Genomic DNA, 26,334 nt, shown 5'->3' on the forward strand with positions numbered 1-26,334 from the left:
ACCATCGGTTGAAAGAGTGGATGGAGCGGTTCCATGGCGTGGCGACGCACTACCTGAAGAACTACCTGGGTTGGCGCCGGATGTTGGAGCGTTACAGAAAAGGCGTAAATATCAAAGCATGTTTGCATGAGGCGCTGGGGCGCCCCATGCAACACGTAATTGGGACATAGCCAAACGAAAGGGGGTAGCAGCGCTACCCCCTTGTCATCTTTACCGATCCTTTATCCGGGCGGTGAATACGCGGTTATACCCGACGATAGGGCAGGTAAACCGGCTCCCACATGTGGTTGAGGATATGCTGCTGCAGATCCTGACCGATCAGCGGGTGGGAGGGATCCCGACGCACGATATCCTTGAGCACGGCGGTGGCCACATGCACCGAGATGCTGCGCAGCTCGCGAATGCGGGGATAAACGGCCCCTTTAGCCAGGTCCACCTCACTCACGCACTCGGCCAGCGCAAAGGCGGCGGTAGTGAAGACATCGGGTGTGATCTCGCGGATCTGGCTAACGATGGCCGCCAGACCTACACCGGGGAAGATAAAGACGTTGTTGCCCTGCCCGACCCGGAACTCCTGCCCCTCGTAGCTCACATCCTTGAACGGACTGCCGGTTGCAACGATGGCTTTGCCCTTGCTCCAGCGGTAGATATCCTCCGGCAGCGCTTCACAGTTGGCGGTGGGGTTGGAGAGCGGGAATACCATGGGGCGCTCGCAATGCTGCAGCATCAGCTGGATGTGCTCTTCCTGGAAGGCCCCGCCCGAGCCACTGGTACCCAGCAACACGGTAATGGGCACATGACGCAGCACATCGGCCAGATTGGCCTTGCCGGGCACCTCGGTATCCCAACCCGCCAACAACAGCCCAGGTTTGGCGTAACGACGCTTGTACTCGTCGAGCCCGTCCCGGTTGTCGCACACCAGCCCCTGGGTATCCAGAATGTAGATGCGATCGCGGGCCGCCTGCGGATCCATCCCCTCGCGGATCATCCCCGCGCAGATCTGATCCGCGACGCCAACCCCACCGGCGCCAGCGCCATAGACCAGATAGTTCTGCTGGCCCAGGGTCTCCCCCTTGACCTTGACCGCGCCGATGATACCGGCCAGCACCACGGCACCGGTGCCCTGAATATCATCGTTGAATGACGGCAGTGACTGCTGGTAGCGGGCCAGATTGTTGAAGGCATTGGATTTGCTAAAGTCTTCCCACTGCAGCACGGCGTTGGGGAAGTGGCGCTTGACCCCCTGCACGAACTTGTCGATGAACTCTTCATACTCCTTGCCGCGAATCCGTTTGTGGGGGCGGCCCAGATACATGGGGTCATCGAGCAGTTTCTGATTGTCGGTGCCCACATCCAGCGCGATGGGCATGCAGCAGGCGGGGTGAATACCGGCACCCAGGGTATAGAGCGCCAGCTTGCCGATGGGGATGCCCATGCCGCCGACCCCCTGGTCGCCGATCCCCAGAATGCCCTGGCTGTCGGTGACGACTATGATGCGGATCGATTTGGCATCGAAGTGACGGGCCTGACTGCCCATGTCATCCACGTTGTCCGGGGTGATGTAGAGGCCGCGCGGCTTCTGGAAGCGGTGGCTGAACTCCTGACACGCCTTGCCCACGGTCGGGGTATAGATGTAGGGAGTCATCTCCTCCACATGGCGTGACAACAGGGCATAAAACAGGGTTTCGTTGCGATCCTGCAGGGCACGCAGGTTCTGGTACTTCTCGATATCGCTGCAAGCGCTCTTGAACCCCTCATACACTCGCTCGAGCTGGGCTTCAAAAGTTTGCACCTGAGGCGGCAGCAAACCATCGAGATCAAAATCGGCCCGCTCCTGTTCGGTGAAGGCCGTGCCCTTGTTGAGGTATCGATTGTTAAGCAGATCAGTGCCGGTCAGTGCAACGGGGCGAAAATCCTGTCCCTGTGCATCTTTCCACAGCAGATATTGTCCGGTAGCCATAGTCATTCTCTTTGATTTACGTGAAATTGCCGTTCGGCAGGAGAGCAAGACTCATAATGAAATCAATCATATGACGTTTACTCGATTGGTTTTGTGAGCTTGGGCATACCCTGCGGCCAAAATAGGCGCCCGGCGACCCCGACGAGACAAATATCCACGGCAAGGAATGAGACTCATGTTAGCATTGCGGACAACCCAGCCCCTTTCACCGCATCACAGCCGGGAGCGATCTGATGCCCTCGCCTCTGCCAGCCTGCGTCCCCTTCTTTCTGCCATGCGCCTGATCCCGCTGCTTGCTCTGTGGTTGTTTCTGGCCTGCCAGTCGGCTCTCGCCGCACCGGGCCGGGTGCTCAACATCATCGTGGGTGAATGGCCCCCTTTCGTCTCCGAGCAATCAAAACAGCACGGTCCCGTGGCCCACCTCATCAGCGATCTGTTCAAGGAGGCGGGCTATGAGGTGAAGTTCCACTTCGCCCCCTGGGGTCGGGTCTATTCGCTGGCGGCCAATAGCCAGCTCTACGATGCCACCGCCGTCTGGATGCACAAACCGGAGCGGGAGCAGGATTTTCTGTTTAGCGAAGCGGTGCTGCAGGAGCAGTTTGTCTTCTTCTCCCTCAAATCACGGCAGCTGCAAGCCGAGCGCCTTGAGCAGATCATCGGCATGCGGTTGGGGGGCGATATCGCCTATAGCTACGGGCCCGAGCTGGACAAAATGGTGGCCGATGGCAAGGTAACCCAACAGAAAGTCACCGATGTGAAGCAGAATTTCGGCAAGCTGCTGCGCGGGCGGATCGACCTCTATCCACAAGAGCTGCGAGTCGGTCTGGCCGAGTTGCAGAGCCAGCTCGACCCCGCCAGCGCGGCACTCATCACCCACAGTCAGACCCCTTTTCTGCGCAACGACAGCTTCGTGATGTTCCCGCGCAAGATGCCGGATTCAGCCAAACTGCGGGATCAGTTCAATCAGCAGTTGCAGCAGGCCATCGCCAGCGGACGTTATCAGCGCTACTTCGAGCGACTGGCCCGGGGGGAATATTGACCTTGGCGAGGTAAAAACAGAGGGGATAAAACAACGGTGGCGGCCCTTTGTGGCCACCACCTCTGTGATGCTTGTCAGCGGCCGGCATTAGCCGCTGATGCCCACCTCCAGCTTGAACGACGTCTTGGCCTTGCTGCTCTCGGCAGCCCCCATCTGGTAGACCCGAATGGTATAAGTGCCCTTGGCGGGCAGGGTTGCCTCAAAGTTGTTCCCGTCACGAGAGCCAACAAAAATCGCTTCCCCCTTGCTGCCCGGCGGCAAAATATTGAAGTAGGGCTTGCCGGTCAGGATCACCACCATGCTCTGGCCCTTGTTGGCCGTCAGCTTGTAATCGAGGGTCTGGCTACCCTGAATGGTGCCGTTGATGGTTGCCCCTGACTCCCCTTTTTTGAACTGTACCTGCTGGGTCTTGATCCCGTCAGCCGCCTGCGCCACGCCCGCAATACCACCGAAGAGCGCAGATGCACATACCGCTGCCAGCCATGTTTTTCTCATCATTTGTCATCCCTTGTGTGAATGGAACCCCTGTTACTGTTGCTCAAGGTGGCCCAAAAAACCATCGCCGTTTGCGGCATCGCTCAATCAATTTGCCATCACGATAGACCCGCCATCAAAAGGGGCGCCGCAGCGCCCCTTCTCTTTACTCTTTGTCGACCATCAGCTTGATTTGCCCGCCTTGGGCTCATCGAGGGTGTGCTTCACCTCTTCATACCAGAGGTCGTGGTGCTCCTTGGCCCAGGTCTCGTCCACCTCGCCGGTCACCATCCCCTCCAGCGCCCCTTCCAACTGGAACAGGCCCATGTAGATATGGAAGATAAAACCGCAAATAAGGATCAAGGCGCCTACGATATGGATAAAACTGGCCCACTCCATCTGGCGGCGCAGCTGGCCGAAGATGGGGAAGTCGAGGAACAACCCGGTCGCCACCACAATGCCGCCAAACCAGATCAGCAGCCAGAAGATCGCTTTCTCGCCGCCGTTGGAGAAGCCCGCCGAGGGGTGACTTCCCTTGTGCTTACCGAGCATGCCGCCAAACTTCATGAACCACTGCACATCCACCATGTTGACGATGTTGTGGCGGAACCACTTGATGAGTACCCCCATCAGGCAGAGGAAGAAGAGCGGCCCCACATAGTTGTGGAACACCTTGGCAAACCAGATCCAGTTCTCCCACACTCCGAGGCTCACCACCGGCTTGATGAAGTACTTGCCGTAGATGATGGCCAGCCCCGACCCGGAGAGGGTCAGGAACATGGCCGCCGTGGTCCAGTGCAGCGCCCGATCCAGCCTGCTCCAGCGCTTGAGCTTGCGCCCGGTGCGCGGTTTGGAGAGCTTGGTCTGCCCCACCACCAGATACATCAGGCCACACATGGCGAGCGACCCGAAGATGGCGATGGCGCCGAGCGGCGACACCCACTTGGTCTTCACCTCGAACCAGAGCTGGCCCGGCACCGAGATCAGCACCCCGTGCTCCGGCGAGCGGGAGGTGGTCACCCCCTCCTGCCCATCCTTCACCGCCCGCCAGTAATCGGCGCCGGCAAAGCCGACCGCCTCTTTCTGCGCATCAGCGAAGCCGGGCGCGCTGAACAGCAGCAAGGCCGTCAGCAGCGCTGTCAGCCAGTGTCTCATTGGCCATCCTCCTGCTTGCCAAGCTTGAGCCCCTTGCCTCTGCCATCGTGAGGTTTGCTGGCGTCGCGATAGAGCGCCTGTTCATCAGCCCCCCAAGCTGCGTGAGGAGCACCACGATAGGCAACCCGCTCGCGGAAGATATCGGAGATCACCTGCGCATCCCCCGCCAGCAGTGCCTTGGTGGAGCAGAGCTCGGCACACATGGGCAGCTTGCCCTCGGCGATGCGGTTGGCACCGTACTTCTGGCGCTCCGCCTCGCTGTGATCCTCTTCCGGGCCGCCGGCGCAGAAGGTGCACTTGTCCATCTTGCCCCGATCGCCAAAGGCGGCGGTCTTCGGGAACTGGGGCGCCCCGAACGGGCAGGCAAACAGGCAGTAGCCGCAACCGATGCAGAGATCCTTGTTGTGCAGCACTATGCCATCGTCGGTGTGATAGAAGCAGTCGGCCGGGCAGACCGCCATGCAGGGGGCATCGGTGCAATGCATGCAGGCGACCGAGATGGAGGTCTCACCCGGCAGGCCGTCGTTGAGGGTTACCACCCGGCGGCGCTGGATGCCCCACTCGAGGGCATCGTCGTTCTCGTTCTTGCACGCCGTCACACAGCCGTTGCACTCGATGCAGCGCTTGGTGTCACACATGAATTTCATTCTGGCCATGGGATCAGGCTCCTACTTTGCGAAAACGGCACAGGGTGACCTTGGTCTCCTGCATCTGGGTGACCGGGTCATAACCATAGGTGGTGACTATGTTGACCGACTCCCCCAGCACATAGGGGTCAGACCCTTCCGGATATTTGGATCGCAGATCCTTGCCCTCGAAGTGGCCGCCGAAGTGGAACGGCATAAAGGCGAGCCCCGGCTTGACCCGCGGGGTCACCAGCGCCTTCACCTTGACCCGGCCCCCTTCCGGCCCCTCGACCCACACGTCCTGACCGTCGCGCACGCCGACATCGTTGGCATCCGCCGGGTTCATCTCGACGAACATCTCCTGCTGCAGTTCAGCCAGCCAGGGGTTGGAGCGGGTCTCGTCGCCGCCCCCCTCGTACTCCACCAGACGGCCGGAGGTGAGGATGATGGGGAACTCCTTGCTGACATCCTTCTCCTGCACCGAGGCGTACTGGGTCGGCAGGCGCCACAGGCTCTTCGAATCAGGCCAGGTGGCGTAGTCGGCCAGCAAGTCGCGGCGCGGGGTGTAGAGCGGCTCGCGGTGCTTGGGCACCTGATCCGGGAAGGTCCACACCACGCAGCGCGCCTTGGCGTTGCCGTAGGGGACGAAGCCATGCTTGATGGCGACCCGCTGGATACCGCCGGAGAGATCGGTCTTCCAGTTCTTGCCCTCGGCCTCTTTCTTCTCGGCCTCGGTCAGTTCATCCCACCAGCCAAGCTGTTTCATCAGGTCGGCAGTGATCTCGGGATAGCCATCCTCCACCTCACTCCCCTTCGGCCAGGAGTCTTCGGCCAGCAGCGAAACGCCCTGATACTCGATGCCGAAACGGGCACGGAAACCGCCGCCCCCTTCCGACACCGGAATGCTGGTGTCATAGAGGATGTGGCTGCCGGGGTGTTTCATCTCAGGGGTGCCCCAGCAGGGCCACGGCAGACCGTACACTTCGCCACTGACCGGGCCACCTTCGGCCTTGAGGTTGGTCTTGTGGAAGGTGTGCCAGTTCTGCTGGTGCGCCTTGAGCCGCTCCGGGCTCTGGCCGGTGTAGCCCACACTCCACATACCGCGGTTGTACTCGCGGGTGATGTCTTCCAAGAGCGGCTGGTTGTTCTCTACCTTGATGTGCTTGAACAGCTGCTCGGCAAAACCGAGCTTCTTGCTCAGGAGATACATGATCTCGTGGTCGACCTTGGATTCGAACAGGGGTTCTATCACCTTGTCGCGCCACTGCATGGAGCGGTTGGTGGCGGTGACGGAACCATAGGTCTCGAACTGGGTGGTGGCCGGCAGCAGGTAGACGCCGTCGGTACGGTCGTTCATGACGGCAGCGACTGTGGGATACGGGTCGACAATCACCATCATGTCGAGCTTTTGCATCGCCTTCTTCATTTCCGGGCCGCGGGTCTGGGAGTTGACCGCATGGCCCCAGTAGAACATGGCGCGGATGTTGGAACCCTGCTCGATGAGATCGGCATTCTCCAGCACCCCGTCCACCCAGCGGGAGACCGGAATGCCGTTATTGTTCATCGGCAACTTGCCGTTGTAGGCCTTGTTGTCAAAGCGCGCCTTGATCCACTCGTAATCGACATCCCACACCCGGGCCCAGTGCTTCCAGGAGCCCTCTTCCAGCCCGTAGTAGCCGGGCAGGGAGTCGGAGGTGACGCCAAAGTCGGTGGCCCCCTGCACGTTGTCGTGGCCACGGAAGATGTTGGTGCCCGCCCCGCTCTTGCCCACGTTGCCGAGGGCCAGTTCGAGGATGCAGTAAGCGCGGGTGTTGTTGTTGCCGGTGGTGTGCTGGGTGCCGCCCATGCACCAGACCACGCAGCCGGGGCGGTTGTCGGCCAGCAGTTTGGCGGCGCCATAGACCTGCTGTTCGTTGAGGCCGGTCACCCGCTCCACTTCGGCCGGGGTCCAGCGCGCCACCTCTTTTTGCACCTCGTCCATGCCGTAGACGCGGGTGCGGATGAACTCTTTATCTTCCCAACCGTTCTTGAAGATGTGCCACAGCATGCCCCAGATAAAGGCGACGTCGGTGCCCGGGCGCAATGAGAGGTACATGTCCGCCTTGGCGGCGGTGCGGGTACGGCGCGGGTCAACTACCAGGATCTTGCAGCCGTTGCGCTCTTTCGCCAGCAGGATGTGCTGCATGGCGACCGGGTGTGCCTCCGCCGGGTTGGAGCCGATGAACATGATCGACTTGCTGTTGTGCATGTCGTTCAGGCTGTTGGTCATGGCGCCGTAGCCCCAGGTGTTGGCAACCCCGGCGACCGTGGTGGAGTGGCAGATCCGCGCCTGATGATCCACGTTGTTGGTGCCCCACAGGGACGCCATCTTGCGAAACAGGTAGGCCTGCTCGTTGGAGTGCTTGGCGGAGCCGAGCCAGTAGACGCTGTCGGGGCCGGACTCCTTGCGAAGGCGCAGCACTTCATTGCCTACCTCTTCGATGGCCAGCTCCCAGCTGATGCGCTGCCACTTGCCGCCCACCAGCTTCATCGGGTACTTGAGGCGACGCTCACCGTGACCATGCTCGCGCAGGGCCGCCCCCTTGGCACAATGACCGCCAAGGTTGAAGGGGTGATCAAACGCCGGCTCCTGACCGGTCCAGACGCCATTCTGCACCTCGGCATAAACGCCGCAACCCACCGAGCAGTGGGAACAGATGGTACGCTTCACCTCGACCGGTACCCCGGCCGCCACAGTTTTGGCTTCGGCCCGCTGCATCATTGCTGGCGCCAGCCAACCGGCGGCCACGGCGCCACCGGCCACCAGACCCGAGTTGACCATAAAGGCGCGGCGGGTCAGCCCCTGACCGCGAATGGCCTCATTGCCCTGCTCGCCCACTTGGGGCTGCTCGGCACGTTTTGTCAGTTTCATGAGTTCTCCTTCACTGATCCGGCTCAGTCGGTGCCGCGCAGGGTGCGATAAAAGTCGTGAACATGGGGGGTCTCCCGATAGCCCTTGTCAGGCTCGGTGTCGTGGGTCAGCACCTCTTTGCCCACCACCCGACCGGTGGCTCCGGCCAGTACGCCTATGGTGGCGACCACGCCAACTCCCTTGATCAGATTGCGGCGGGACGGGTCTTTCAGCTGTTCATCGCTCATTCTTGTGACCTCTGTTGTTGTTCTTTCTGGCGCCTGCGCGCCAGCTTCGCGTCCAATGGGATATCTCGTCTGCTCGTTTTGTTATGCGCAGCTCTTGTAATGCACAGATAAGGGCGATCAACCCTTCACCACGCAGGCGCCAAACGGCAGGCGCAATTCGTTTTCCAGCTTGAAGAAATCTTCGGCAAGGGCGCCGACCGCCCGGTAGAAGCTGCCCCCTTTCGCCTGTTGCTGATCGCGGCAGCAGGCGAGTACCCAGGGGGCAAGGTGGCGTTCATAGAAGCGGTTGCGCTCCGGGTGCTGCTCGGCAATCAACACCGCCATCACCTCACAGAGGGCGGCCAGATGATCTTCCGGCTCGCACACTCCGCTCTGGCGCTCAAAACCGAGGGACTGCAGATCAGCGCGCAGTACCGCCAGCGGCAGCTCCATCAATGAGCCGGTGAGATACCAGGAGGCAAACGGCACAATCTCCCCGCGCCCCAGCCCGATAAAGAGATCCTGATACTCCTCGGCAAGCTCGTTTTCGTGGTGGCTACTGGCTGCCAGCTGCACCAGCCCCAGCCCTCTGGCAAAGGGGCCCGGCATCGGCTGCAACCCTTGCAGCCAGGCGAGTTGTTCACCACGGGGGGCGGCTCGCCAGAGGCTTGCCAGCAGGGCGTAGAGATCGGCGCTGCTCTGTTCCAGTTCGGTCATGGTCAGTTCGCCAGCCTTTTCGTTATGTTGTTCACTCATCACTGGCCCCTCATACCTTGAGCTGGGAGACGGGATCCGCCGCCAGCGCCGCAAACACATCCTTGACCCGACAGTCCTCACACATCAGCAGCCGCTGGGCGGCCTCGTTCTGAAAGTGGGAGTGACCGGCCAGTTTTTGCTGGATGCGGCGGATAAGGGAGGCCGGCGCGAACGGCTTGGAGCAGCGAATGCAGCAGGCGGCCTCTTCGGCTTTCAGGCTCTGCACGGCGCGGCGCGCTTCGGGCACCGGCTGCAGACGGGGCGTGAGCACGATGGCCTGCTCGGGGCACGCCTTTTCGCACATGCCGCACTGGATGCAGTCCTGCTCAATAAAGTTGAGGCCGGGCGTGTGCCCAACAGCATGCAGGGCGCGGCTCGGGCAGACCGCCACGCAGCCCATGCAGAGGGTGCAGTCAGTTTCTTTCAATTCCACGCTGCCGTAAGGGGCGCCGTGAGGCACCGCCAGCGGCTCACGGCTCCCTTCGTTGGCCTGCCAGAGGGCATCGAAGGCGGCAAACAGGTTCTCCCGTTTGTCCCCTTTGAGCGGTTTATCCAGCAGTGCAACGGTTGGCTGGCCGGAAACAGGCTCACCAGCATCTGCGTCAAACAGAGCGATGCGATCGGCAGCAAGACCCGCGCCCGCCAACAGCACGGCGGCGCTGGCCAGTTCCCGCTCAACCAATGCCCGCACGCTTTCGGGGGCATCGTCACCCAGCGCAATGCGCACTGCGCTGGCGCCATAGGCAAGGGCGGCGAACCAGCTCTCGATGCCTAAACTCGCGCTCTCCTCCACCCAGACCGGCAGCCAGTTGGCAGGCAGGCGGGTAAGTTCGGCCTCCACCCATTTGCGCTCGTTTTCACCGGCGATCAGCAGCTGCGGAGCGTCGCCCCCCGCCTCGCGGTAGTGCTTGAGCAATCGCAGCAGGTAGTCGCCGCTGGTGTTGGCATCGGGCTGGTGATAGGCAATCGCCCCGGTCGGACAGGCAGAGGCACAGCTACCAAAGCCCTGACAGAGATGGGGATCGATCTGGATACGACCATTGATGGGCTTGAGGGCATCGGTCGGACAGACATCGAGGCAGCGGCTGCAACCGGGCACGCCGCGGGCGGTAAAGGCGCAGGCCTCGGGGTCTAGGCGAAAATAGCGCGGCTTGTCGAAGATACCGGTCAGCGCACAGAGCTCGGCAAGCCGTTCGGCCAGCCCTTGATCATCGGCAAGATGCAGATAACCGACCGGCGGGCGCTCCAGCGCAAAGAGCGGGGCGCGGCCCAGATCAGCCACCAGATCAAAGCGCGGTTCGTTCCCCACCGTCGCTTGTTGTGGAAAACAGAGCGCAGCCAGGTTAACCCGCTCACCCTGCCCATTGAGGCCGGTAAGCTGGAACTGGCCGAGATACCCTGTCAGGCTCGGCTCGCGCAGGGTCAGGGCCGCGAGGGATGCGGTGGCATCAAAAATGGTTTCGAGATCGGCCGCCTCGGCATCACGGACCGCTTCGGTCACCAGCAGGGTGGGCTTCACCCCGGCGGGCAGCAGGCTGGCAGCGCGGCGAATGCGATCTTCCGGGCCGACCAGCAGCAGGCGCCCCTGACTCTGGTAAGAGACAGTGGCCGGGATCAGGTTGTCGGTCTTGACCGTATGCTGCAGGGCATAGGCGCGAGCGCGCGCGTTATGCTCGGCCGCCCCCGCCCCATGGGCAAGATTGGAGGCCAGATTTGGGGCCAGATTTGGCAATGTTTGTTCAGTGCTCACATACGCTCCTGTGCGCGCCACCTCATGGGATGGGCGCTTGTTGGTAAGCCGAGAGAGCAAGAGGCGAGCCAACTCCCCCGGAAAAAAAGTGACTGACAGGGAGTCAGGATCCTGAGGGTTCCATTCCCCCACCTTTGGTTGGGACATTTTGTCCACCATAGGAAACCAAAATGTCCCGATCGTCGGTGTGGGTTTGAGAATGGTTATCAGCCAGCTCGTCGGCGGCAGGTGCGCTGACAACCGCCACCGGTTCAGCGGATCCGCTGGCCGGATTGGCCGATTCGCTCTCCGGGGCGGTCACCTGATCTACCAGCCAGTTGCGCAGCCCGGCGGTCAGGGCCGCAGGCAGCAATTCGGGCTGGCTGAAATCCTGGGTGTAGTCGTCGAGCCCATCCGGCTTGTGGCTGCGAAACATGGCCCGCAGCGTCTCCTTGTCGGGGAGTTTGGCCTTGCCCGGCTGGGCTGTTGTTAGCGGCGGTTCGCCACTCTCGGCCCCCTCAACGGCAAGGGGTTCACTACTCCCCTTGTCAGTGCTGACTACGGGGCTATCCAGCGCAGTATCTGGAGTTTCAGCTTCGCCACAGCCTTCGATGAGGGCGGAAACCGCCTCGGGGCTAACCTCTTCCCGTGGCTGCAATACCTGATGCTTGCGCGCCTCACTCTTGCGAGATAACCAGCGCTTGAGGAACTCACTCATGGGCGCTGTTTCCGGCCTTGTTTACGGCACAGGTTCCGGCGTCGCTGCCACGCTCGCGGCCATCGGGGCCGGTGGGTTTCACGGCGCCGCAGCTGGCTTGATCCTGGCTATCGACTCCCAGCTGATCCTGGGCCCGCCCCTTGCCCTTCTTGCCCTTGCGACGGGCCTCCAGCAGCTCGCCGTGGCGGCCGATAAAGGCCTCCACCCAGGCTTGCAGCGCTTCGGGCAGCGGGCAGGAGAGCACCTGCCGCTCGCCATCCATATAGGCGGCGGCCACGGTCTGGCTCAGGGTCAGGCCGTCGGCCACAAAGCCACTGTCCACGCGGCTTCCGGTGACAAAGAGGCGGGGCGAGCCGGAGCTCAAATTGAAGCGATAATCCCCTCGTTCATCGCGAAACAGGGTAAGGGGCAAGGCACCGGCAGCCTCGGGCTCGGCGGGGTGGAGCGCCGCAATCTCGAAACGGCGACTCTGCCAGCGGCCAACCTGGCTGTCGATGGCCTTTAACTCCAGTTGCAGCCAGCGCTGCGGGGGCAAGGTATTGGTTGTCTCTTGCACTGTCACGGCTCCCATTAGAAGGTCTCTGCCGAGCCGCCCTCCCCCGTGATCCACCCTGTTCGGGGCGGCTCACGGCAGGAGATTCATGGCGGCCACGGCCATCAATGGGATAAGACTTAGCAAGAGTGGGGCCAAGGCCGGTTTGATGGCTGATGGGGGCTTTGATACGGGTTGGCATGTCGTGCGGGACATAGGTTGGCGCGGGCGTAGGTTGGTGCAGAGCGCAGCGAAGCCCAACATACGGAGTAAGACCAATCCGCCAGAACCTAACCAGCAGGGATGGCAATAATCGAATAACTCCGAATTATCCGATTATTGCCTTAATAAGGCTGTTCACGGTAAACGTTGGGCTTCACTTCGTTCAGCACCAACCTACTATGGAGGGTGCGAATAAGCACCCTCCACAACGAAACTGAAAAATTTAGTTTATTAAATTCAAATGCTTACAAGGGCGCATTTTTATGTTTGGTGACTTATTCGCACCTTCCCTAGCTAGAGCCATCTAAACCCAAATGAGTCATCATAGTTATGAAATATGCTCCTGTTGTCCAGATAAAATTGCTAAAGATAATTACACATTAAAATCGGAACTTTTGATTTAAATCATTTTAAGTGGAAAATAGTTTTCATGCTTTTCTGCAAATATCGTTAAACAATCTGGAACAAAACTTGCTGTATCCCTCCCCTTAGATCCCGGCAACCGGTCGCGAGGGGCCCATGACACCGACCTTTATCAAAAGCAATGCTGCCGCCCAGCTCACCATGGCCGTCGAGGTGATGGATGAACAGGGCACAATGAACACCCGCCAAATCGCCTGTGAGCGGCCACTGACGGTCTACCTCAACTGGAAGGAGATAGTAACCCTGATGACGCTGGGGGCCCGCCCCGAGGCGCTGGTGCTGGGTTATCTGAAAAATCAGGGCTTTATCGAGGATATCTCGGCCATCGAGTCGGTGATTGTCGACTGGGAGAGCGAGGCCGCCGCCGTGGTGAGCAGCCAGCAGGCAGCCGATCTCGACAAGTCGCTGGAGAAGAAGACGGTCACCTCTGGCTGCGGTCAGGGCACCATGTATGGCAGCGTGATGAAGAAGCTCGAAGGGGTGGTATTGGCGGCGCCCGAGCTTAAACAGAGCACCCTCTACGCCCTGCTCAAGGCGCTGTCGGCCCATAACGAAACCTACAAGATGGCGGGCGCCGTCCATGGCTGCGCCATCTGTCGCGGTAGCGAAATCCTCTCCTTTGTCGAGGATGTGGGACGCCACAATGCGGTGGATACGCTGGCGGGCGAGCTCTGGATGCGCGGCGAGAGTGGCCACGACAAGATCTTCTACACCACCGGGCGACTCACTTCGGAGATGGTGATCAAGGTGGCACAGATGGGGATTCCGGTGCTGTTGTCGCGCTCCGGCGTCACCCAGATGGGGCTGGATCTCGCCCGCCAGCTCGGCATCACCATGATTGCCCGCGCCAAGGGGCGCCATTTCGAGGTCTTTAGCGGCCACGACCATATGGTGCTGGACGAAAAGCCGCCGGTGTTGGCGCCCAGTCCGGCCGGTCGCGGGATGCGGGACTAAGCCATGAATGAGTTTATGAACGTGAAGCAGGTGGCGGAATACCTCGATCTCAACGAGAAGAAGGTCTACCAGCTCGCCAACGAGGCGCGCATCCCCGCCACCAAGGCGACCGGCAAGTGGCTGTTTCCCCGCTCCCTGCTCGATCGCTGGCTGCTCGGCAGCTGCCACGAGGGGGTGATGAACGACCGGCTGCTGCTGGCGGGATCCGACGATGTGCTGCTCCACTACGCCAGCAGCCGCTTGGCCCAGCAGCTCGGCACCCAGGCACTGGTGGGCTACACCCCGTGCGGCACCCGTCAGGGGCTGGCGATGCTGGCGCGCGGCCATGTGGATCTCTGCGCCATCCACTGGGGGCAGGCCGAAGAGGCGCACCTGCGCCACCCGGCGCTGGTGCAGCAGTATCAGGGCCACCGGCAATGGGTGATCGTTCATGGATTTAGGCGGGTGCAGGGGCTGGTGCTGCGGCAAGGGCTGCAACCCAAGGAGGCGAAAGAGGCGCTCGACTGGCGCTGGGCCATGCGCCAAGAAGGGGCTGGCAGCCAGCGCGCCCTGCAGGAGTGGCTGCAAACCCAGGGGGAGTCGCTGACCCGGCTGGAGCGCACCATTGAGGTCAACAGCGAGCGGGAACTGGCTGCCGCCATCAGCCGCGGCGATGCCGATGTCGGGCCCGGCGCCCAGAGCACCGCCACCGAGTTTGGCCTCGGCTTTATGCCGCTGTCGCAGGAGTGCTTCGATCTGGTGATGCCGCAGGGGGTCTTCTTTCGCACCCTGCTGCAACAGCTGATCGGCTGGCTGCAATCCCCCGAGGGGCGCGAGCTGGCGGCACGCCTCGGCGGCTATGACCTGACCCAAAGCGGCAAGCTGGTGTGGAGTCCGCAGTAAATAACCACTCACCCACCGACAAAACAGCCCGTCAACCATGTTGACGGGCTGTTTTTATCACGGGCCTTTTTATAACAGCATCAATCGCTTGTCTCACGCCCCTCGGCATTGAGGGCGATGCGCCACCCTTCCAGTTTCGCAGGCTCGCTACCGCTGGGCAGCAGGGCGTGGCTGCACAGCCGCACGGTAAAGCAGCTCCCCTGCCCCGGGGTGGAGTCCACCAAGAGCTCCCCGCCCCAGCGGCTGATGATGCGGTGGCTCAGGGCCAGCCCCAGCCCGGTGCCGGTGGCGCGGGTGGTGAAGAAGGGGTCGAAGATCTTGTCGATAATGGCCGCCTCGATGCCGCTGCCGTTGTCGATGACCCGCACCTCGGCCCCGCGCAACTGACCCAGTTCATCGACCCAGTCGCGGCTCTCGACCCGGATCTCCCCCTGCTCTCCCAGCGCGTGGCTGGCGTTGACCAAGAGGTTTATCAGCACCTGCAGCAGCTGCTGACGATCCGCCTCGATGGGCTGCTGGGCCCTGAGATCGGCCACCAGCTCCACCTGCTGCTGACGCAGGGCGGAGCGCACCAGCGTCAGGCTCTCCTCGATGATGGGATTGAGGTGCTGCCACACCGGCGCCGTCTCGTAATCGCCAGGGCGAGAGTATTGCAGCAGGCTGCGGGTGATGGCACGAATGCGCTCGATCTGGGCCAGCACCAGTGCCAGCTCCTCGCTGACCGGCTCGGCCGCCTCCCCCAGCTCCAGCTTCATCAGCTCCACATTGCCGAGGATCACAGCTAGCGGGTTGTTGATCTCGTGGGCCACCCCGGCACAGAGCTCGCCAAGGGCCGCCAGCTTCTCGCTGATCAGCAGCTGCTGGCGCGCCTCGGTCAGCATATGAATATGATCTTCCAGCTCGGCAGTCTTGAGCTCGAGGCTTTGGGTACGCTCGGCCACCTTCTGCTCCAGCTCGTCGGCGCTGCGGGCCATCTGCTGCTGATGCGCCTCCTGCCTGTCCAGCATGGCGTCAAACTGGCGACCGAGCTGGGCCAGCTCGTGGTCAGGGTCGAGGGCCAGCGGGCCGATGCGAGCGGACTCCCCGGCCTGCACCTGCCGCACTACCTTGTGCATCCGCTCGATGGGGGAGAAGAGATCCCGCGCGCCGCGATAGACCAGCAGGCCGGAGAGCAGCAACAGCAGCACCACGCCGGAGCCCAGCTCCACCAGATTGGTGAGGTAGGTGCGGATAATGGGCCACTCGAGAAAGCCGACATAGAGCATGCCGAGCCGCTCGCCCTTGGCGCCCAAGAGCGGCTCGTAGCCAGAGACATACCAGGCGTCATGGACGAAGGCGCGGTCAACCCACATCTCCCCCCGCCCCAGCACCTGTTCGCGCACCGGCGGCGAGACCCGGGTGCCCACCGCCCGCCCCACCTGACGGCTGCTGCTGACCGGTACGTTGGTGCTCACCCGCAGATCGTCGAGAAACAGAGTGACAGTGCCGACACTGCCATCCGGCAGGGTGTTTTTGGCAAACACCTGCCCCTTGAGCTCATCCACCAGCCGGGTGCTGCCGTTGACAAGCTCGCCCCCCTCCAGCACGGCCCAAAGGGAGCCGTCACGGCCCATCACAGGGGTCAGCGAGAGGCTGATCAGTCCCCTGTTCTCCACCACCCTGGTGCCATCCCGCTGCCACAGCACGGCCCGCTTGGCCAGTTGCGGTGAGAGGGCAAGCATCTCTTGCTGCGACCAGACCACGAAGTGGCTGACGCTGCGTCCGGCCGTGAGGGCGGCGCGCTCTTGCGCCGTCAGCTGATCCAGCTCGGGGCCGCGGCGCAAGCGCAGAAAATCGAGACCATAGTTGGCCGCCAGCGGCATCACCCAGTCATGCAGCTGATCCGGCGATTCCCGCAGCCGAAGCTGAAAGGCCCAGGCATCGCGCAGATGCTCCAGATGCTCGGTCTGGCGCTGCTGCTGCACCGTGATGGCGTGGTGGGCCACCCCGAGATCGCTGCGCACCGTGGTGAGCAGGTTCTGCCAGCTGTAGGTGAGGGTCCAGTAGAGGGTGAGCGCAATCATGCCCACCAGAGTGAGCATGATGGGTACCGAGGTGAGCAGCAGCAGGCGCCAGCGCACTTTGGTGCGCACGCAACGGGGCAACAGGGCGCGCATGCAGCGGGAGAGCAGGGTCAGTTTCATCGCCACCCCATCCGATCAGCCTTCCTCATTCGATGGCCCACTCCTTGAACTTGCGATCCAGCGTCTTGCGCGCCACCCCGAGCACCCGGGAGGCGGCCGACTTGTTGCCATCATGGCTGGCCACCACTTGCAGGATGTGGGCTTTTTCTACCTCCGCCAGCGGCCACGCCAGCGGATAACCCTCCTCGCTCGCCCCCTGTTCGGCCGGCTTGCTGCTCTGCCAGTAATCCGCCGGGGGCTTGCCCAGCAGCAGGCAGCGCTCGATGAGATTGCGCAGCTCCCGTACGTTGCCGGGCCAGGGATAGGCCTGCATCGCTACCACATCCTCGTGGGTCCAGCTCAAGGAGCCCATCCCCATCTCGGCGGTGAGCTGGCGGGTGAAGTGGTGAACCAGCGCGGGAATATCGTCGATCCGATCCCGCAGCGGCGCCACCGGCAGCGCCACCACGTTGAGGCGATAGAAGAGATCTTCGCGAAAGCGGCCCGCCTCCACCTCGGCCTTGAGGTTGCGGTTGGTGGCAGCGACGATGCGCACATCCACCGCCAATTCGCGCTCGGCCCCCACCGGGCGGATGGCCTTCTGCTCCAGTGCTCGCAGCAGGGAGGCCTGCATGGCGAGCGGCATTTCGCCGATCTCGTCGAGAAACAGGGTGCCCTGATGGGCGACCCGAAACAGGCCGTCGCGCCCCTTGCGGGCGCCGGTAAAGGCCCCCTGCACATGGCCGAACAGCTCGCTTTCCAGCAGCTCCGGCGCGATGGAGGCGCAGTTGAGGGGCACAAAGGCCCCCATCCGGCCAGAGAGTTGATGCAGGGCGCGGGCCACCAGCTCCTTGCCGGTGCCGGACTCCCCCTCCACCAACACGGCGGCGTTGGAGGGCGCCACTCTGGCGATGAGCGTCTTGAGCTCGCGGGTCTTGGCACTGTCGCCAATCAGGGTGGGCGGGAACAGCTTGCTCACCTCCCGGCGCAGCAGCAGGTTCTCCCGCTCCATCTGGCGGCGCTCGATGACTCTGTCCACCGCCTGCACCATCTGATCGAGGTTGAAGGGCTTGAGGATAAAGTCGCTGGCGCCTAGGCGCAGCGCCTTGAGGGCGGTTTCCATATCGCCAAAACCGGTCATGAAGATGATGTCGCTGCGGCGAGTGGCCGGGTCTATGGCTTCGTGCCACTCGATGCCGGAGCGCCCAGGCAGCCGGATGTCGGCGATGATAAGGTCGAAGTGAAGGCGGCAGCGCAGGGCTTCCGCCTCCTCCACGCTGGCGGCAGTCTCAATCTGGGCAAAACGCTTGGCCAGCGCCTTGGCCAGAAAGCTGCGCATGCCGGGCTCATCGTCAACGATAAGCAGGGAGAGGGCAGACCAGCGGCTGGGAGGGAGTGTCATGGAAAAAAGTACCTCGGATGCACGTACGGTCGGTGAATGTCCCGATAACCGGAACCTTAGTGGGACATTTTGTCCTTACCGTATCAAAAGCACCAACACCAATTATTAAAAGCGATAACAAGCTCACCTAATTGATTCTAATAAGCTTCTGTTTTTAAACGGCAAACCGTGAATGCAGCGGCAAAGGAACAGTTTGGCACCCTGCTTGCTTACTCTTGCCCTCTCCTCATCCACCCTGAAAAAAGTTGCATCACGATGACGATAAAAACCAACCTCAAACGTTTTGCCCTCTCCCTCGCCGCCAGCCTGCTGATCGCCGGCGCGGCCCATGCTGACACTACCAAGGCGCCAATCCGCCTCGCCACCACCACCAGTACCGAACAGTCCGGTCTGCTGGGCTGGCTGCTGCCCCAGTTCACCAAGGAGACCGGTTATCCGGTGCAGGTGATGGCGGCCGGTACCGGCCAGAGCCTGAAGATGGGCGAAAACGGCGACGCGGATCTGGTGATGACCCACGCCCCCTCTGCCGAGAAGAAGTTCGTCGATGCGGGCTTTGGTATCGAGCCGGTGCACCTGATGTACAACGACTTCGTCATCGTCGGCCCGGCCAAAGATCCGGCGGGTCTCGGCAAACTGCACGACGCAGCCAAGGGGCTGCAAGCCATCAAGGAGCAGGGCCAGACCTTTATCTCCCGCGGTGACGAGTCCGGTACCCACATCAAGGAGAAGACCCTGTGGCAAGCCGCTGACGTCAAACCCGAGTTTGCCGGTTACAAATCCATCGGCCAGGGGATGGGCCCGACCCTGACCATGGCCTCCGAGCTCGGTGCCTACACCCTGACCGACCGCGGCACCTGGCTCGCCTACCAGAGCAAGCTGGATCTCGCCGTACTGCTGGAGGGTGACAAGCGCCTGTTCAACCCCTATCAGGTGATCCTGGTCAACCCCAAGCGCTACCCGGATCTCAACACCGAAGGGGCACGCACCCTGAAGAACTGGTTGGTCTCCGAGCATGGCCAGAAGCTGATCGGCGACTTCAAGGTGGCGGGTCAAGCGCTGTTTGTAGCGGATGCCAACGGGAAATAATGGCAACCCTGACCCCTGCGATGAGGTTGATGGCCCTCCCCCGATTCGCTGAGGGAGGCGCCTGATGCCGACCCTGCTCGACACTACGTTGGCGGCCCTCGCCCTGCTGTTCAGTGGTGACACCGAACTGTGGCAGGTGGTGGGGGTCTCCTTCTCCGTCTCCTGCATCGCCCTACTGCTGGTGCTGCTGCCCGCCTTGCTGCTGGGCTTTGCCCTGGCCTATCTGCCGCTGCCCGGCCGCTGGCTCTGGCTCTCCTGCATCAATACCCTGCAATCGGTGCCGACCGTGGTGATTGGCCTCTTGCTCTATATGCTGCTGTCGCGGGCCGGCCCCTTTGGCGACTGGAAGCTGCTCTTTACCCAGCAGGCGATGGTGGTGGGGCAGATGCTGATCGCCTTCCCGGTGATCGCCACCATGGCCCACGCGGCATTTGTTCAGAGCGATCGGCGCGCCTGGGAAACCGCCCTGACCCTGGGGGTCTCCTGGCCCAAGGCGCTGATCGGCCTGATGCACGAGTGCCGCTTTGGCCTGCTGGCCGCCATCATCGGCGCCTTCAGCCGCATCGTCACCGAGGTGGGCTGCTCCATGATGGTGGGGGGCAATATCCTGCACTTTACCCGCAATATCCCCACCGCCATCGCGCTGGAGACCCAGAAAGGGGCCTTCACCCAGGGGGTGGCGCTCGGCATAGTGCTGCTCACCCTCGCCCTCTTGCTCAACCTGCTGCTGACGGCGTGTCGCGGCCACAGCTATCTGAAGAACTGACCATGCCCCCACTGTGTACCAACAGGAGTACCCCATGGCCCTGACCGCCCACCAGCTGACGATGCGCTTTGGCGAGCGCCAGCTGTTCGAGATTGACCGGCTCGCCATCGCACCGGGGGATGCCATCTGGCTGCATGGAGCCAACGGGGTGGGCAAGACCACTCTGCTCAAAATTCTGGCGGGGCTGCTGGCACCCACCCGCGGCCACACCAATCTGCCGGGGCGCTGGCAGCAGCGGCTAAACCGGCTGCTCAAACGGGATCTGGGGCCGGGTAGGGTTACCTATCTGCACCAGACCCCCTATCTGTTCGATCGCACGGTGCACGACAACGTCGCTTGGGCGCTCGATAAACAGCTCGGCAGCGAGATCCGGGTGTTCGAGGCGCTGCGCCGGGTCGAGCTGGAGGGGCTGGCGCGGGAGCACATCAGCATTCTCTCCGGTGGCGAACGGCAACGGCTGGCGATGGCACGCGCCTGGGCGCTGCAACCGGCCTTTCTGCTGATGGATGAGCCCACCGCCAATCTGGACACACATTCGGTTGCCCTGATGGCCGCATTGGCGCAAGATCTGCGGGAACATGGCAGCGGCCTGGTCGTCATCAGCCACCAGAGCAATGCCCTGACCGACCTGTGCGAGCGGCAATGGACCCTCGCACGTGGCCAGCTGCAAGAGACGACCCCTTTAAAAATCATCGAGCGACATGACTTCAAAAAGCGACAGCCACTCTGATCCCGTTGCCGTATCAGCTGTGATCCTGGCAGGAGGCCGCGCCACCCGGATGGGGGGCGAAGACAAGGGATGGGTAGCACTGGCGGGACGCCCTCTTATCGACCATGTTTTGGCGCGCCTGCACCCCCAGGTGGATGAGGTACTGATCAACGCCAACCGCAGTCAGGCCCGCTATCAAGCGCTGGCCCCGGTCATCAGCGATGACAACAACGACTATCTCGGTCCGCTGGCGGGCATGCAGGCAGGTCTTGCCGCCGCCCGTCACGACTGGGTGCTGTTCGTTCCCTGCGATGGCCCCGCCCTGCCGCTGGATCTGATGAGCCGCTTTCGCGCCGCCCTGACCCCGGATACCGAGCTGGTAGTGGCCCACGACGGCGACTGGCTGCAACCCGTGGTGGCCCTGCTGCACAAATCCCTGCTCCCCTCCCTCACCGCCGCACTGGTAGAGGGGGAGCGCAAAATCGATATCTGGTTTGCCCGCCACAATATGGCGGTGGTGAGCTTTGCCGATCAGCCGGATGCCTTTATCAATCTCAATAGCCCTGCCGAGCTGGCCGCCTACGAGGCCCGTCTGCTTGCCCCGGCTATCGACCCCCAACAAGGAGTCACCTCATGACCCCGGCCCCCACTCTTCCCCTGCTCGGCTTCGCCGCCTGGAGCGGCACCGGCAAGACCACCTTGCTGGAGCAGTTGATCCCCCTGCTGGTGGATCGCGGCCTGCGCATCGGGGTGCTCAAGCACGCCCACCACGACTTTGATATCGACCAGCCGGGCAAGGACAGCTACCGCCTGCGCAAGGCGGGTGCCCAGCAGATGATGGTGGCTTCCCGCTGTCGTCATGCTCGTATCATTGAGACGGAACTGGCCGAAGCCGATTTTCGCCAACTGCTGGCCAGCTTCGATCAAACAGAGCTCGATCTGCTGCTGGTCGAGGGGTTCAAGCACGAACACTTCCCGAAAATCGAGCTGCACCGCGCCGAGATTGGCAAGCCGCTGCTCTTCCCCGAAGACAGCGACATCATCGCGCTGGCCAGCGATCAGCCCCAACAGAGTGGCGAACAACAGCAGACAAGCCTGCCCCGCCTCGATATCAACGATCTGGCGGCCATTGCCGACTTCGTCTGCCGCTGGCTTGATGGCTGCCAGAGCAAGGAGCCTGAGGCGGGCAAGGGCTTTCTCTCGGTCGAGGCGGCCCGCAACGCCATTCTGGCGGCCCTCACCCCGAGCACGGCCTGCATCGATAAACCGCTGGCCCAGTGCCACGGCGCTGTGCTGGCCGCAGATCTGATAAGCCCCATCAATGTGCCACCCCACGCCAACTCGGCGATGGACGGCATTGGCCTTCGTAGCGACGATCTCGCCACCGGTCGCTGGCAGCTGGTGGGGGAAGTGCTGGCGGGCCAGCAGCGCCACGAGCCCGTGCTGGCCGGTCAGGCGGTGCAGATCATGACCGGCGCCCCGCTGCCCCCCGGTGTGGATACCGTGGTGATGCGGGAAGAGACGCTGATTGAAGGTGAATGGGTCACGGTCACCGCCCCCATTCGCGCAGGGCAGAATGTGCGCCTGGCCGGGGAAGATCTCGCCAAAGGCGCGGTCGCCATCCCGGCCGGCACCTGGCTTGGTGCCCCCCAGCTGGGGCTGGCGGCATCACTCGGTCAAGCCAGTCTCACGGTGCGCACCCCGCTGAAAGTGGCGCTGTTCAGTACCGGTGACGAGGTGCAGGCGCCGGGCGAGCAGCTCGCCCCCGGCCATATCTTCGACAGCAACCGCTTCACCCTGATGGCCCTTATCCGCGCCGCTGGTTGCGAGGTGATAGACCTTGGCATCATTCCCGATGACAAAACCATTCTGCGCCAGCAGCTGGAGCAGGCCGCCGCCAGCGCCGATCTGGTGTTGAGCTCGGGCGGAGTCTCGGTGGGCAATGCCGACTTTATCAAGCTGGTGCTGGCGGAGCTCGGCCAGATCGATTTCTGGCGCATCCAGATGCGGCCGGGTCGCCCGCTCGCCTTTGGCAAGCTGGGGCAGACCCCCTTCTTCGGCCTGCCGGGTAATCCGGTGGCGGCGATGATCTGCGTGCTGCAGTTTGTCGAGCCCGCCATCGCCCGCTTGCAAGGCAAGCGGTGGCAGCCGCTGCGCCTCTCGGCACTGGCGGACGAGAAGATGAAGAGCCGCCCGGGGCGCACCGAGTTTCTGCGCGGCATCTTCCATCAGGATCGTAACGGACAGCTGCGGGTGCGCACCACAGGGCCACAGGGCTCCGGCATTCTCAGCTCCATGGCCGATGCCAACTGTCTGATTGAAATCGTACCGGATCAACCCGGGATCGCCGTTGGCGAGCGGGTCTGGATCCACCCCCTGCAGGGACGACTGGCCTAAATCCCGACGGGGCGTCGGCCGGATGCACGGCGCCCCGTCACCCACCTGACAGGAGGCAGACTGTGCGTCTTGATGCCCCCCTCTCCCGACTCGATCTGCTGGTCTATGGCCGCTACCGGATCGTCCATGGCCTGCGCATTGCGCTCGCCTTTATGCTCACCTTTCTGCTGACCCGCGAGCTGAAACTGCCGGAGAGCACCTGGCCGCTGATAACCTTGGTGGTGGTGATGGGCCCCATCTCGTTTTGGGGCAATGTGCTCTCCCGCGCCCTGCAGCGGGTGGTGGGCACCATCTTCGGCGCCAGTTGCGGGGTGGTGGCGCTCTATCTCGAGATCTACTCCCTGCCACTCACCCTGATCTGGTGCGGGTGCATCATGTTCCTCTGCGGCTATCTGGCCCTCGGCAAGCGCCCCTATGTGGGGCTGCTGATCGGCATCACCCTGGGAGTCACCATGGGGGCCATGCCGGGGGATATAGAGACGGCGCTGTGGCGCAGTGCCGACGTGATCCTGGGCTCCCTGCTGGCGCTGCTCTTTTGCAGCATCTACCCCCAGCGGGCCTACAGCCACTGGCGGCTGCAACTGCACCAGATCCTGCAGCAGTCGGGGCGGCTCTATCACACCCACCTCTCCCCCAATGTGCTGGAGCGCCCTCGCCTCAAGCACAATCTCTCCCAGTTGCTGGCACAGACCGGCAAACTGCGGGCCCTGCTGGCCCCGGCGGCCAAGGAGACGCGCCACAGCGTCGCCCTGTTTGATGCGGTGCAGGTCACCATGCGCAACACCCTCTGCACTCTTGAGATGCTGGCCAACACCTACTGGAACGATCGGGAGAGCCACTTCCTGATGCAGAGCACGGCTGCGCTGCAAGCCTGCCATCTGGCCACCGAGGAGGCGATCAACCAGCTTGCCCTGATGATGCAAACCGGTGACGGGCGTGGCGCGGATGCCGCCATCGCCCGCCTGCACGAGGTGGCGACCCAGGTATCGCTCCCGCCCAACGCAGAGGCAGCCATCAATGGCTACCTCTGGCTCAACGTCCAGCTGACCGAGCAGCTCACCCACCTGCGCCGCCTGCTGGGTCTGATCCTCACCCCGCCCCATCGCAAGCAGCCCGACTAGGCCCAATGCAAAACGCCCCGCAGTGGCGGGGCGTTCTTGTCGGCATAGGCACTGATGATCAGGCCGCCGTGCGGGCGTTCTCGCTCATCTGCTCCAGCTCCGCACGGCTCAGGGTAGAGACAAAGCGGCCATCGAAGTAGATATCCATCAGCTCGCCACGCTTCTCGCCACGCATCATGCTGCGGCGGCCATCCAGATAGTGCACCTCCATCTGGGCGGTATGCTCGTCCGGGTAGCTGATCTCCACCTCGCGCACCCCTTGTGGCAGCATGGCCAGCGGCACCTTCTTGAGGGCCGGATCCAGATGCTGGTTCACCTTGATCACCGGATTGGCTTTCATGTCCACCACCGCCGGAGATTTGCCGGTGATAGGGTTCTTGCCAGACCAGAACTCGATGGTATTGAAGACGAACAGGTCAGCGGTCGCGGCCAGACCGTAGACAGGGGAGAGCAGCATAAAGACCCCGGCACGAGCGTAGCGGTTATCCACCACGCTCAGGTTGCCCTTGGTGACCATGCCGGAAAGCCCCATCTGCCCCATACAGCCGCCCAGACCCATGCTCGCGACCATAACCAGCAGGGCCATTGCCCGCCCCTTCTGTTGTAATGCCATCGTGTTCTGTTCCTGCTCTGAAATGAATGAGGCGGCAAGCCTAATCAAGGGGCCAGAAGAGGACAATTCACAATGGCGGGACGATACAGGAGGGGTTCAGATTGGCATATCAAGTGCGCAATAAATAAGCACCGATGGGATTATCATCCGATCGGTGCCTCGTTCAACAATCAATAACCGTCAGGAGCCGATGGCCAGATTGGAGACTGTCTCGGTCACATTGATGGCACCCTGCTCGATCTGTGCCATCACGCCACTCACCTCGCCGATCTGCTCCTTGCCACGCTGGGCGCTGGTGGCCACCTCATTGATGTTGCCGGTGATCTGGGCCGTCAGTTCGCGGTTTTTCTGAACCACGCTGGCGATCTCGCCGGTCGAGAGGGAGGTGCGCGCAGCCAGCTGACGTACCTCGTCGGCCACCACCGCAAAGCCGCGCCCCTGATCGCCGGCCCGAGCTGCCTCGATGGCGGCGTTAAGGGCCAGCAGATTGGTCTGCTCGGCAATACTGCTGATGGTCGAGACAATGGCTTCAATACTTTTCGACTGCTCATTGAGCTGACCAATCAGGCCGGAAGTGCGACTCACCTGTTCGGAAATGGCGCTGGAGATGGCAACCGATGCCGCCAGCAGCTCAGACCCGGTTTCGGCAAAGCGGGTGGTCTCCTGCGAAATGGTCTGGGCTATGTTGGCCGCCTCGCTCACTGCCTGGGCGCGCTTGATCCGCTCTGTCACCTCACTGGCAAACTTGATCACCTTGACCACCTTGCCGCTCTCATCCTTGATGGGGTTGTAGGTAGCCTCCAGCCAGATCTCGTTGCCGTGGCTGTCACGGCGACTGAACAGCCCAGACTTGAGCTGGCCGTGGGCCAGATCGTCCCAGAAGTGGGGTTGCTCGCGATAGAAGCTCTCATCGCAAAACAGCCTGTGATGCTGCCCCTTGAGCTGCGAAAGGGAGTAACCGACGCAGGAGAGGAAATTCTGATTGGCCGTCACAATCTCCCCCATGGGGGTGAACTCGATAATGGCGAGCGCCCGATCGAGTGCCGAGATGATCGCTTTCTGACGACTCAACTGCTGATAACTCTCGGTGATATCGGAGGCTATCTTGACGACCCTGACCACCTTGCCCTCAACCTTGACCGGGAAGTAGGTAGCCTCCAGCCACAACTCCCTGCCATGTTTGTCAATGCGCTGGTAGATGCCACTGTGGGAATGCCCCTGACGCAACTGTTCCCAAAACTGGGCATAGGAGGATGACTGGGCGTAGTGGGCATCACAAAAGATCCGGTGGTGTTTACCAATCACCTCCTGCTCGCTATAGCCCACCACACTCAGAAACAGCGGGTTCGCCTCGAGGATCTCGCCACCTGGTGTGAAACTGATGGTAGCGACACCGACTTTTACTGCATCAATAAATGCCTGGGCCTGGGCCAACTGCATTTGACACGCTTGTAATTCCGCTTTGAGTTTGAAGTTGAACATCTTGCCCTG

23 protein-coding genes and 1 pseudogene are annotated in these 26,334 nt (G+C 62.2%); 10 read left to right on the top strand and 14 right to left on the bottom strand.

What is annotated here, in order from left to right:
• Positions 1 to 170: pseudogene (locus AB5Y90_RS05000) on the top strand (IS1595 family transposase); the annotation flags it as partial.
• 74 nt (positions 171 to 244) lie between these two features.
• Here the strand turns inward: AB5Y90_RS05000 and AB5Y90_RS05005 are convergent.
• Positions 245 to 1,960, bottom strand: coding sequence for an NAD-dependent malic enzyme (locus AB5Y90_RS05005; protein ID WP_058055721.1), 1,716 nt, complete (start codon positions 1,958 to 1,960; stop codon positions 245 to 247).
• Positions 1,961 to 2,135: 175 nt separating this feature from the next.
• On the opposite strand from AB5Y90_RS05005, the gene AB5Y90_RS05010 reads away from it, so the two are divergent.
• Positions 2,136 to 2,999: a substrate-binding periplasmic protein gene (locus tag AB5Y90_RS05010; protein ID WP_368166630.1), complete on the top strand. Its 864-nt coding sequence runs from the start codon at positions 2,136 to 2,138 to the stop codon at positions 2,997 to 2,999.
• Between the two features lie 87 nt (positions 3,000 to 3,086).
• On the opposite strand, the gene AB5Y90_RS05015 is transcribed toward AB5Y90_RS05010, so the two are convergent.
• The 9 genes from AB5Y90_RS05015 to AB5Y90_RS05055 all read right to left on the bottom strand — a co-directional run bounded on the left by AB5Y90_RS05015 (position 3,087) and on the right by AB5Y90_RS05055 (position 12,145).
• Positions 3,087 to 3,497 (bottom strand): DNA breaking-rejoining protein, encoded by a 411-nt coding sequence (locus AB5Y90_RS05015; RefSeq protein ID WP_279461776.1) that lies wholly within the window; start codon positions 3,495 to 3,497, stop codon positions 3,087 to 3,089.
• A 159-nt stretch (positions 3,498 to 3,656) separates the two neighbouring features.
• Positions 3,657 to 4,628 carry a formate dehydrogenase subunit gamma gene (locus AB5Y90_RS05020; protein ID WP_005353740.1) on the bottom strand — a complete coding sequence of 324 codons (972 nt, stop codon included), beginning with the start codon at positions 4,626 to 4,628 and terminating at the stop codon, positions 3,657 to 3,659.
• Positions 4,625 to 5,284, bottom strand: a complete 660-nt coding sequence (gene fdh3B / locus AB5Y90_RS05025) for a formate dehydrogenase FDH3 subunit beta (protein ID WP_005353752.1) — start codon at positions 5,282 to 5,284, stop codon at positions 4,625 to 4,627. Before fdh3B ends, AB5Y90_RS05020 begins: the two co-directional genes overlap by 4 nt.
• A 4-nt stretch (positions 5,285 to 5,288) precedes the next feature.
• Positions 5,289 to 8,165, bottom strand: coding sequence for a formate dehydrogenase subunit alpha (locus AB5Y90_RS05030; protein WP_368166631.1), 2,877 nt, complete (start codon positions 8,163 to 8,165; stop codon positions 5,289 to 5,291).
• A 23-nt stretch (positions 8,166 to 8,188) separates the two neighbouring features.
• The gene (locus AB5Y90_RS05035) at positions 8,189 to 8,392 is read right to left on the bottom strand and encodes a transcriptional initiation protein Tat (RefSeq protein ID WP_005303194.1); all 204 of its coding nucleotides are present in this window, start codon (positions 8,390 to 8,392) and stop codon (positions 8,189 to 8,191) included.
• A 117-nt stretch (positions 8,393 to 8,509) separates the two neighbouring features.
• A complete protein-coding gene (locus tag AB5Y90_RS05040; RefSeq protein WP_201933156.1) occupies positions 8,510 to 9,127 on the bottom strand; it encodes a molecular chaperone in 618 nt (205 codons plus the stop codon).
• A 10-nt stretch (positions 9,128 to 9,137) separates the two neighbouring features.
• Positions 9,138 to 10,877, bottom strand: a complete 1,740-nt coding sequence (locus tag AB5Y90_RS05045; RefSeq protein ID WP_368166632.1) for a 4Fe-4S binding protein — start codon at positions 10,875 to 10,877, stop codon at positions 9,138 to 9,140.
• A gap of 103 nt (positions 10,878 to 10,980) precedes the next feature.
• Positions 10,981 to 11,574 (bottom strand): DUF3306 domain-containing protein, encoded by a 594-nt coding sequence (locus tag AB5Y90_RS05050; protein WP_201943355.1) that lies wholly within the window; start codon positions 11,572 to 11,574, stop codon positions 10,981 to 10,983.
• A complete protein-coding gene (locus AB5Y90_RS05055) occupies positions 11,567 to 12,145 on the bottom strand; it encodes a DUF3305 domain-containing protein (protein ID WP_201943357.1) in 579 nt (192 codons plus the stop codon). Before AB5Y90_RS05055 ends, AB5Y90_RS05050 begins: the two co-directional genes overlap by 8 nt.
• A 702-nt stretch (positions 12,146 to 12,847) precedes the next feature.
• Between AB5Y90_RS05055 and AB5Y90_RS05060 the strand changes: the two genes are divergently transcribed.
• Together AB5Y90_RS05060 and AB5Y90_RS05065 are read left to right on the top strand one after the other, a co-directional pair.
• Positions 12,848 to 13,705 (top strand): formate dehydrogenase accessory sulfurtransferase FdhD, encoded by an 858-nt coding sequence (locus AB5Y90_RS05060; RefSeq protein ID WP_368166633.1) that lies wholly within the window; start codon positions 12,848 to 12,850, stop codon positions 13,703 to 13,705.
• A gap of 15 nt (positions 13,706 to 13,720) precedes the next feature.
• Positions 13,721 to 14,587, top strand: a complete 867-nt coding sequence (locus AB5Y90_RS05065; protein WP_005312265.1) for a helix-turn-helix transcriptional regulator — start codon at positions 13,721 to 13,723, stop codon at positions 14,585 to 14,587.
• A gap of 80 nt (positions 14,588 to 14,667) precedes the next feature.
• Here AB5Y90_RS05065 and AB5Y90_RS05070 read toward each other — a convergent pair whose 3' ends face one another.
• Together AB5Y90_RS05070 and AB5Y90_RS05075 are read right to left on the bottom strand one after the other, a co-directional pair.
• Positions 14,668 to 16,770: a cache domain-containing protein gene (locus AB5Y90_RS05070; protein ID WP_257124553.1), complete on the bottom strand. Its 2,103-nt coding sequence runs from the start codon at positions 16,768 to 16,770 to the stop codon at positions 14,668 to 14,670.
• A 25-nt stretch (positions 16,771 to 16,795) separates the two neighbouring features.
• Positions 16,796 to 18,151, bottom strand: coding sequence for a sigma-54 dependent transcriptional regulator (locus AB5Y90_RS05075; RefSeq protein WP_005362118.1), 1,356 nt, complete (start codon positions 18,149 to 18,151; stop codon positions 16,796 to 16,798).
• A gap of 255 nt (positions 18,152 to 18,406) precedes the next feature.
• Between AB5Y90_RS05075 and AB5Y90_RS05080 the strand changes: the two genes are divergently transcribed.
• The 6 genes from AB5Y90_RS05080 (at position 18,407) to AB5Y90_RS05105 (ending at position 24,230) form a co-directional block, all read left to right on the top strand.
• Complete coding sequence (locus tag AB5Y90_RS05080; protein ID WP_005353779.1) at positions 18,407 to 19,237, top strand: substrate-binding domain-containing protein; 831 nt, start codon at positions 18,407 to 18,409, stop codon at positions 19,235 to 19,237.
• A gap of 64 nt (positions 19,238 to 19,301) precedes the next feature.
• Complete coding sequence (locus AB5Y90_RS05085; protein ID WP_005347674.1) at positions 19,302 to 20,003, top strand: ABC transporter permease; 702 nt, start codon at positions 19,302 to 19,304, stop codon at positions 20,001 to 20,003.
• A gap of 34 nt (positions 20,004 to 20,037) precedes the next feature.
• Positions 20,038 to 20,733, top strand: coding sequence for an energy-coupling factor ABC transporter ATP-binding protein (locus AB5Y90_RS05090; RefSeq protein WP_005362120.1), 696 nt, complete (start codon positions 20,038 to 20,040; stop codon positions 20,731 to 20,733).
• On the top strand, positions 20,705 to 21,349 hold the full coding sequence (mobA, locus tag AB5Y90_RS05095) for a molybdenum cofactor guanylyltransferase MobA (RefSeq protein ID WP_257124552.1): 645 nt from the start codon (positions 20,705 to 20,707) through the stop codon (positions 21,347 to 21,349). Before AB5Y90_RS05090 ends, mobA begins: the two co-directional genes overlap by 29 nt.
• Positions 21,346 to 23,109 (top strand): bifunctional molybdopterin-guanine dinucleotide biosynthesis adaptor protein MobB/molybdopterin molybdotransferase MoeA, encoded by a 1,764-nt coding sequence (locus AB5Y90_RS05100; protein WP_257124551.1) that lies wholly within the window; start codon positions 21,346 to 21,348, stop codon positions 23,107 to 23,109. Before mobA ends, AB5Y90_RS05100 begins: the two co-directional genes overlap by 4 nt.
• 62 nt (positions 23,110 to 23,171) lie before the next feature.
• Positions 23,172 to 24,230 (top strand): FUSC family protein, encoded by a 1,059-nt coding sequence (locus AB5Y90_RS05105; protein ID WP_042054492.1) that lies wholly within the window; start codon positions 23,172 to 23,174, stop codon positions 24,228 to 24,230.
• A gap of 58 nt (positions 24,231 to 24,288) precedes the next feature.
• Here AB5Y90_RS05105 and AB5Y90_RS05110 read toward each other — a convergent pair whose 3' ends face one another.
• Together AB5Y90_RS05110 and AB5Y90_RS05115 are read right to left on the bottom strand one after the other, a co-directional pair.
• Complete coding sequence (locus tag AB5Y90_RS05110) at positions 24,289 to 24,843, bottom strand: DUF3332 domain-containing protein (RefSeq protein WP_005353791.1); 555 nt, start codon at positions 24,841 to 24,843, stop codon at positions 24,289 to 24,291.
• A gap of 180 nt (positions 24,844 to 25,023) precedes the next feature.
• A complete protein-coding gene (locus AB5Y90_RS05115; RefSeq protein WP_306459274.1) occupies positions 25,024 to 26,325 on the bottom strand; it encodes a methyl-accepting chemotaxis protein in 1,302 nt (433 codons plus the stop codon).
• Positions 26,326 to 26,334: the final 9 nt, after the last annotated feature.

Source organism: Aeromonas sp. R4-1, from assembly GCF_040908325.1.
In the GTDB taxonomy this organism is placed as follows: Bacteria; Pseudomonadota; Gammaproteobacteria; order Enterobacterales; family Aeromonadaceae; genus Aeromonas; species Aeromonas veronii.

Bases quoted from the DNA above. Each gene is read 5' to 3' on its own strand.
- AB5Y90_RS05005 (WP_058055721.1), bottom strand. From the start codon at position 1,960: ATGGCTACCGGACAATATCTGCTGTGGAAAGATGCACAGGGACAGGAT.
- AB5Y90_RS05010 (WP_368166630.1), top strand. From the start codon at position 2,136: ATGTTAGCATTGCGGACAACCCAGCCCCTTTCACCGCATCACAGCCGG.
- AB5Y90_RS05015 (WP_279461776.1), bottom strand. From the start codon at position 3,497: ATGATGAGAAAAACATGGCTGGCAGCGGTATGTGCATCTGCGCTCTTC.
- AB5Y90_RS05020 (WP_005353740.1), bottom strand. From the start codon at position 4,628: ATGAGACACTGGCTGACAGCGCTGCTGACGGCCTTGCTGCTGTTCAGC.
- fdh3B (WP_005353752.1), bottom strand. From the start codon at position 5,284: ATGGCCAGAATGAAATTCATGTGTGACACCAAGCGCTGCATCGAGTGC.
- AB5Y90_RS05030 (WP_368166631.1), bottom strand. From the start codon at position 8,165: ATGAAACTGACAAAACGTGCCGAGCAGCCCCAAGTGGGCGAGCAGGGC.
- AB5Y90_RS05035 (WP_005303194.1), bottom strand. From the start codon at position 8,392: ATGAGCGATGAACAGCTGAAAGACCCGTCCCGCCGCAATCTGATCAAG.
- AB5Y90_RS05040 (WP_201933156.1), bottom strand. From the start codon at position 9,127: ATGAGTGAACAACATAACGAAAAGGCTGGCGAACTGACCATGACCGAA.
- AB5Y90_RS05050 (WP_201943355.1), bottom strand. From the start codon at position 11,574: ATGAGTGAGTTCCTCAAGCGCTGGTTATCTCGCAAGAGTGAGGCGCGC.
- AB5Y90_RS05055 (WP_201943357.1), bottom strand. From the start codon at position 12,145: ATGGGAGCCGTGACAGTGCAAGAGACAACCAATACCTTGCCCCCGCAG.
- AB5Y90_RS05060 (WP_368166633.1), top strand. From the start codon at position 12,848: ATGACACCGACCTTTATCAAAAGCAATGCTGCCGCCCAGCTCACCATG.
- AB5Y90_RS05065 (WP_005312265.1), top strand. From the start codon at position 13,721: ATGAACGTGAAGCAGGTGGCGGAATACCTCGATCTCAACGAGAAGAAG.
- AB5Y90_RS05070 (WP_257124553.1), bottom strand. From the start codon at position 16,770: ATGAAACTGACCCTGCTCTCCCGCTGCATGCGCGCCCTGTTGCCCCGT.
- AB5Y90_RS05075 (WP_005362118.1), bottom strand. From the start codon at position 18,151: ATGACACTCCCTCCCAGCCGCTGGTCTGCCCTCTCCCTGCTTATCGTT.
- AB5Y90_RS05080 (WP_005353779.1), top strand. From the start codon at position 18,407: ATGACGATAAAAACCAACCTCAAACGTTTTGCCCTCTCCCTCGCCGCC.
- AB5Y90_RS05085 (WP_005347674.1), top strand. From the start codon at position 19,302: ATGCCGACCCTGCTCGACACTACGTTGGCGGCCCTCGCCCTGCTGTTC.
- AB5Y90_RS05090 (WP_005362120.1), top strand. From the start codon at position 20,038: ATGGCCCTGACCGCCCACCAGCTGACGATGCGCTTTGGCGAGCGCCAG.
- mobA (WP_257124552.1), top strand. From the start codon at position 20,705: ATGACTTCAAAAAGCGACAGCCACTCTGATCCCGTTGCCGTATCAGCT.
- AB5Y90_RS05100 (WP_257124551.1), top strand. From the start codon at position 21,346: ATGACCCCGGCCCCCACTCTTCCCCTGCTCGGCTTCGCCGCCTGGAGC.
- AB5Y90_RS05110 (WP_005353791.1), bottom strand. From the start codon at position 24,843: ATGGCATTACAACAGAAGGGGCGGGCAATGGCCCTGCTGGTTATGGTC.
- AB5Y90_RS05115 (WP_306459274.1), bottom strand. From the start codon at position 26,325: ATGTTCAACTTCAAACTCAAAGCGGAATTACAAGCGTGTCAAATGCAG.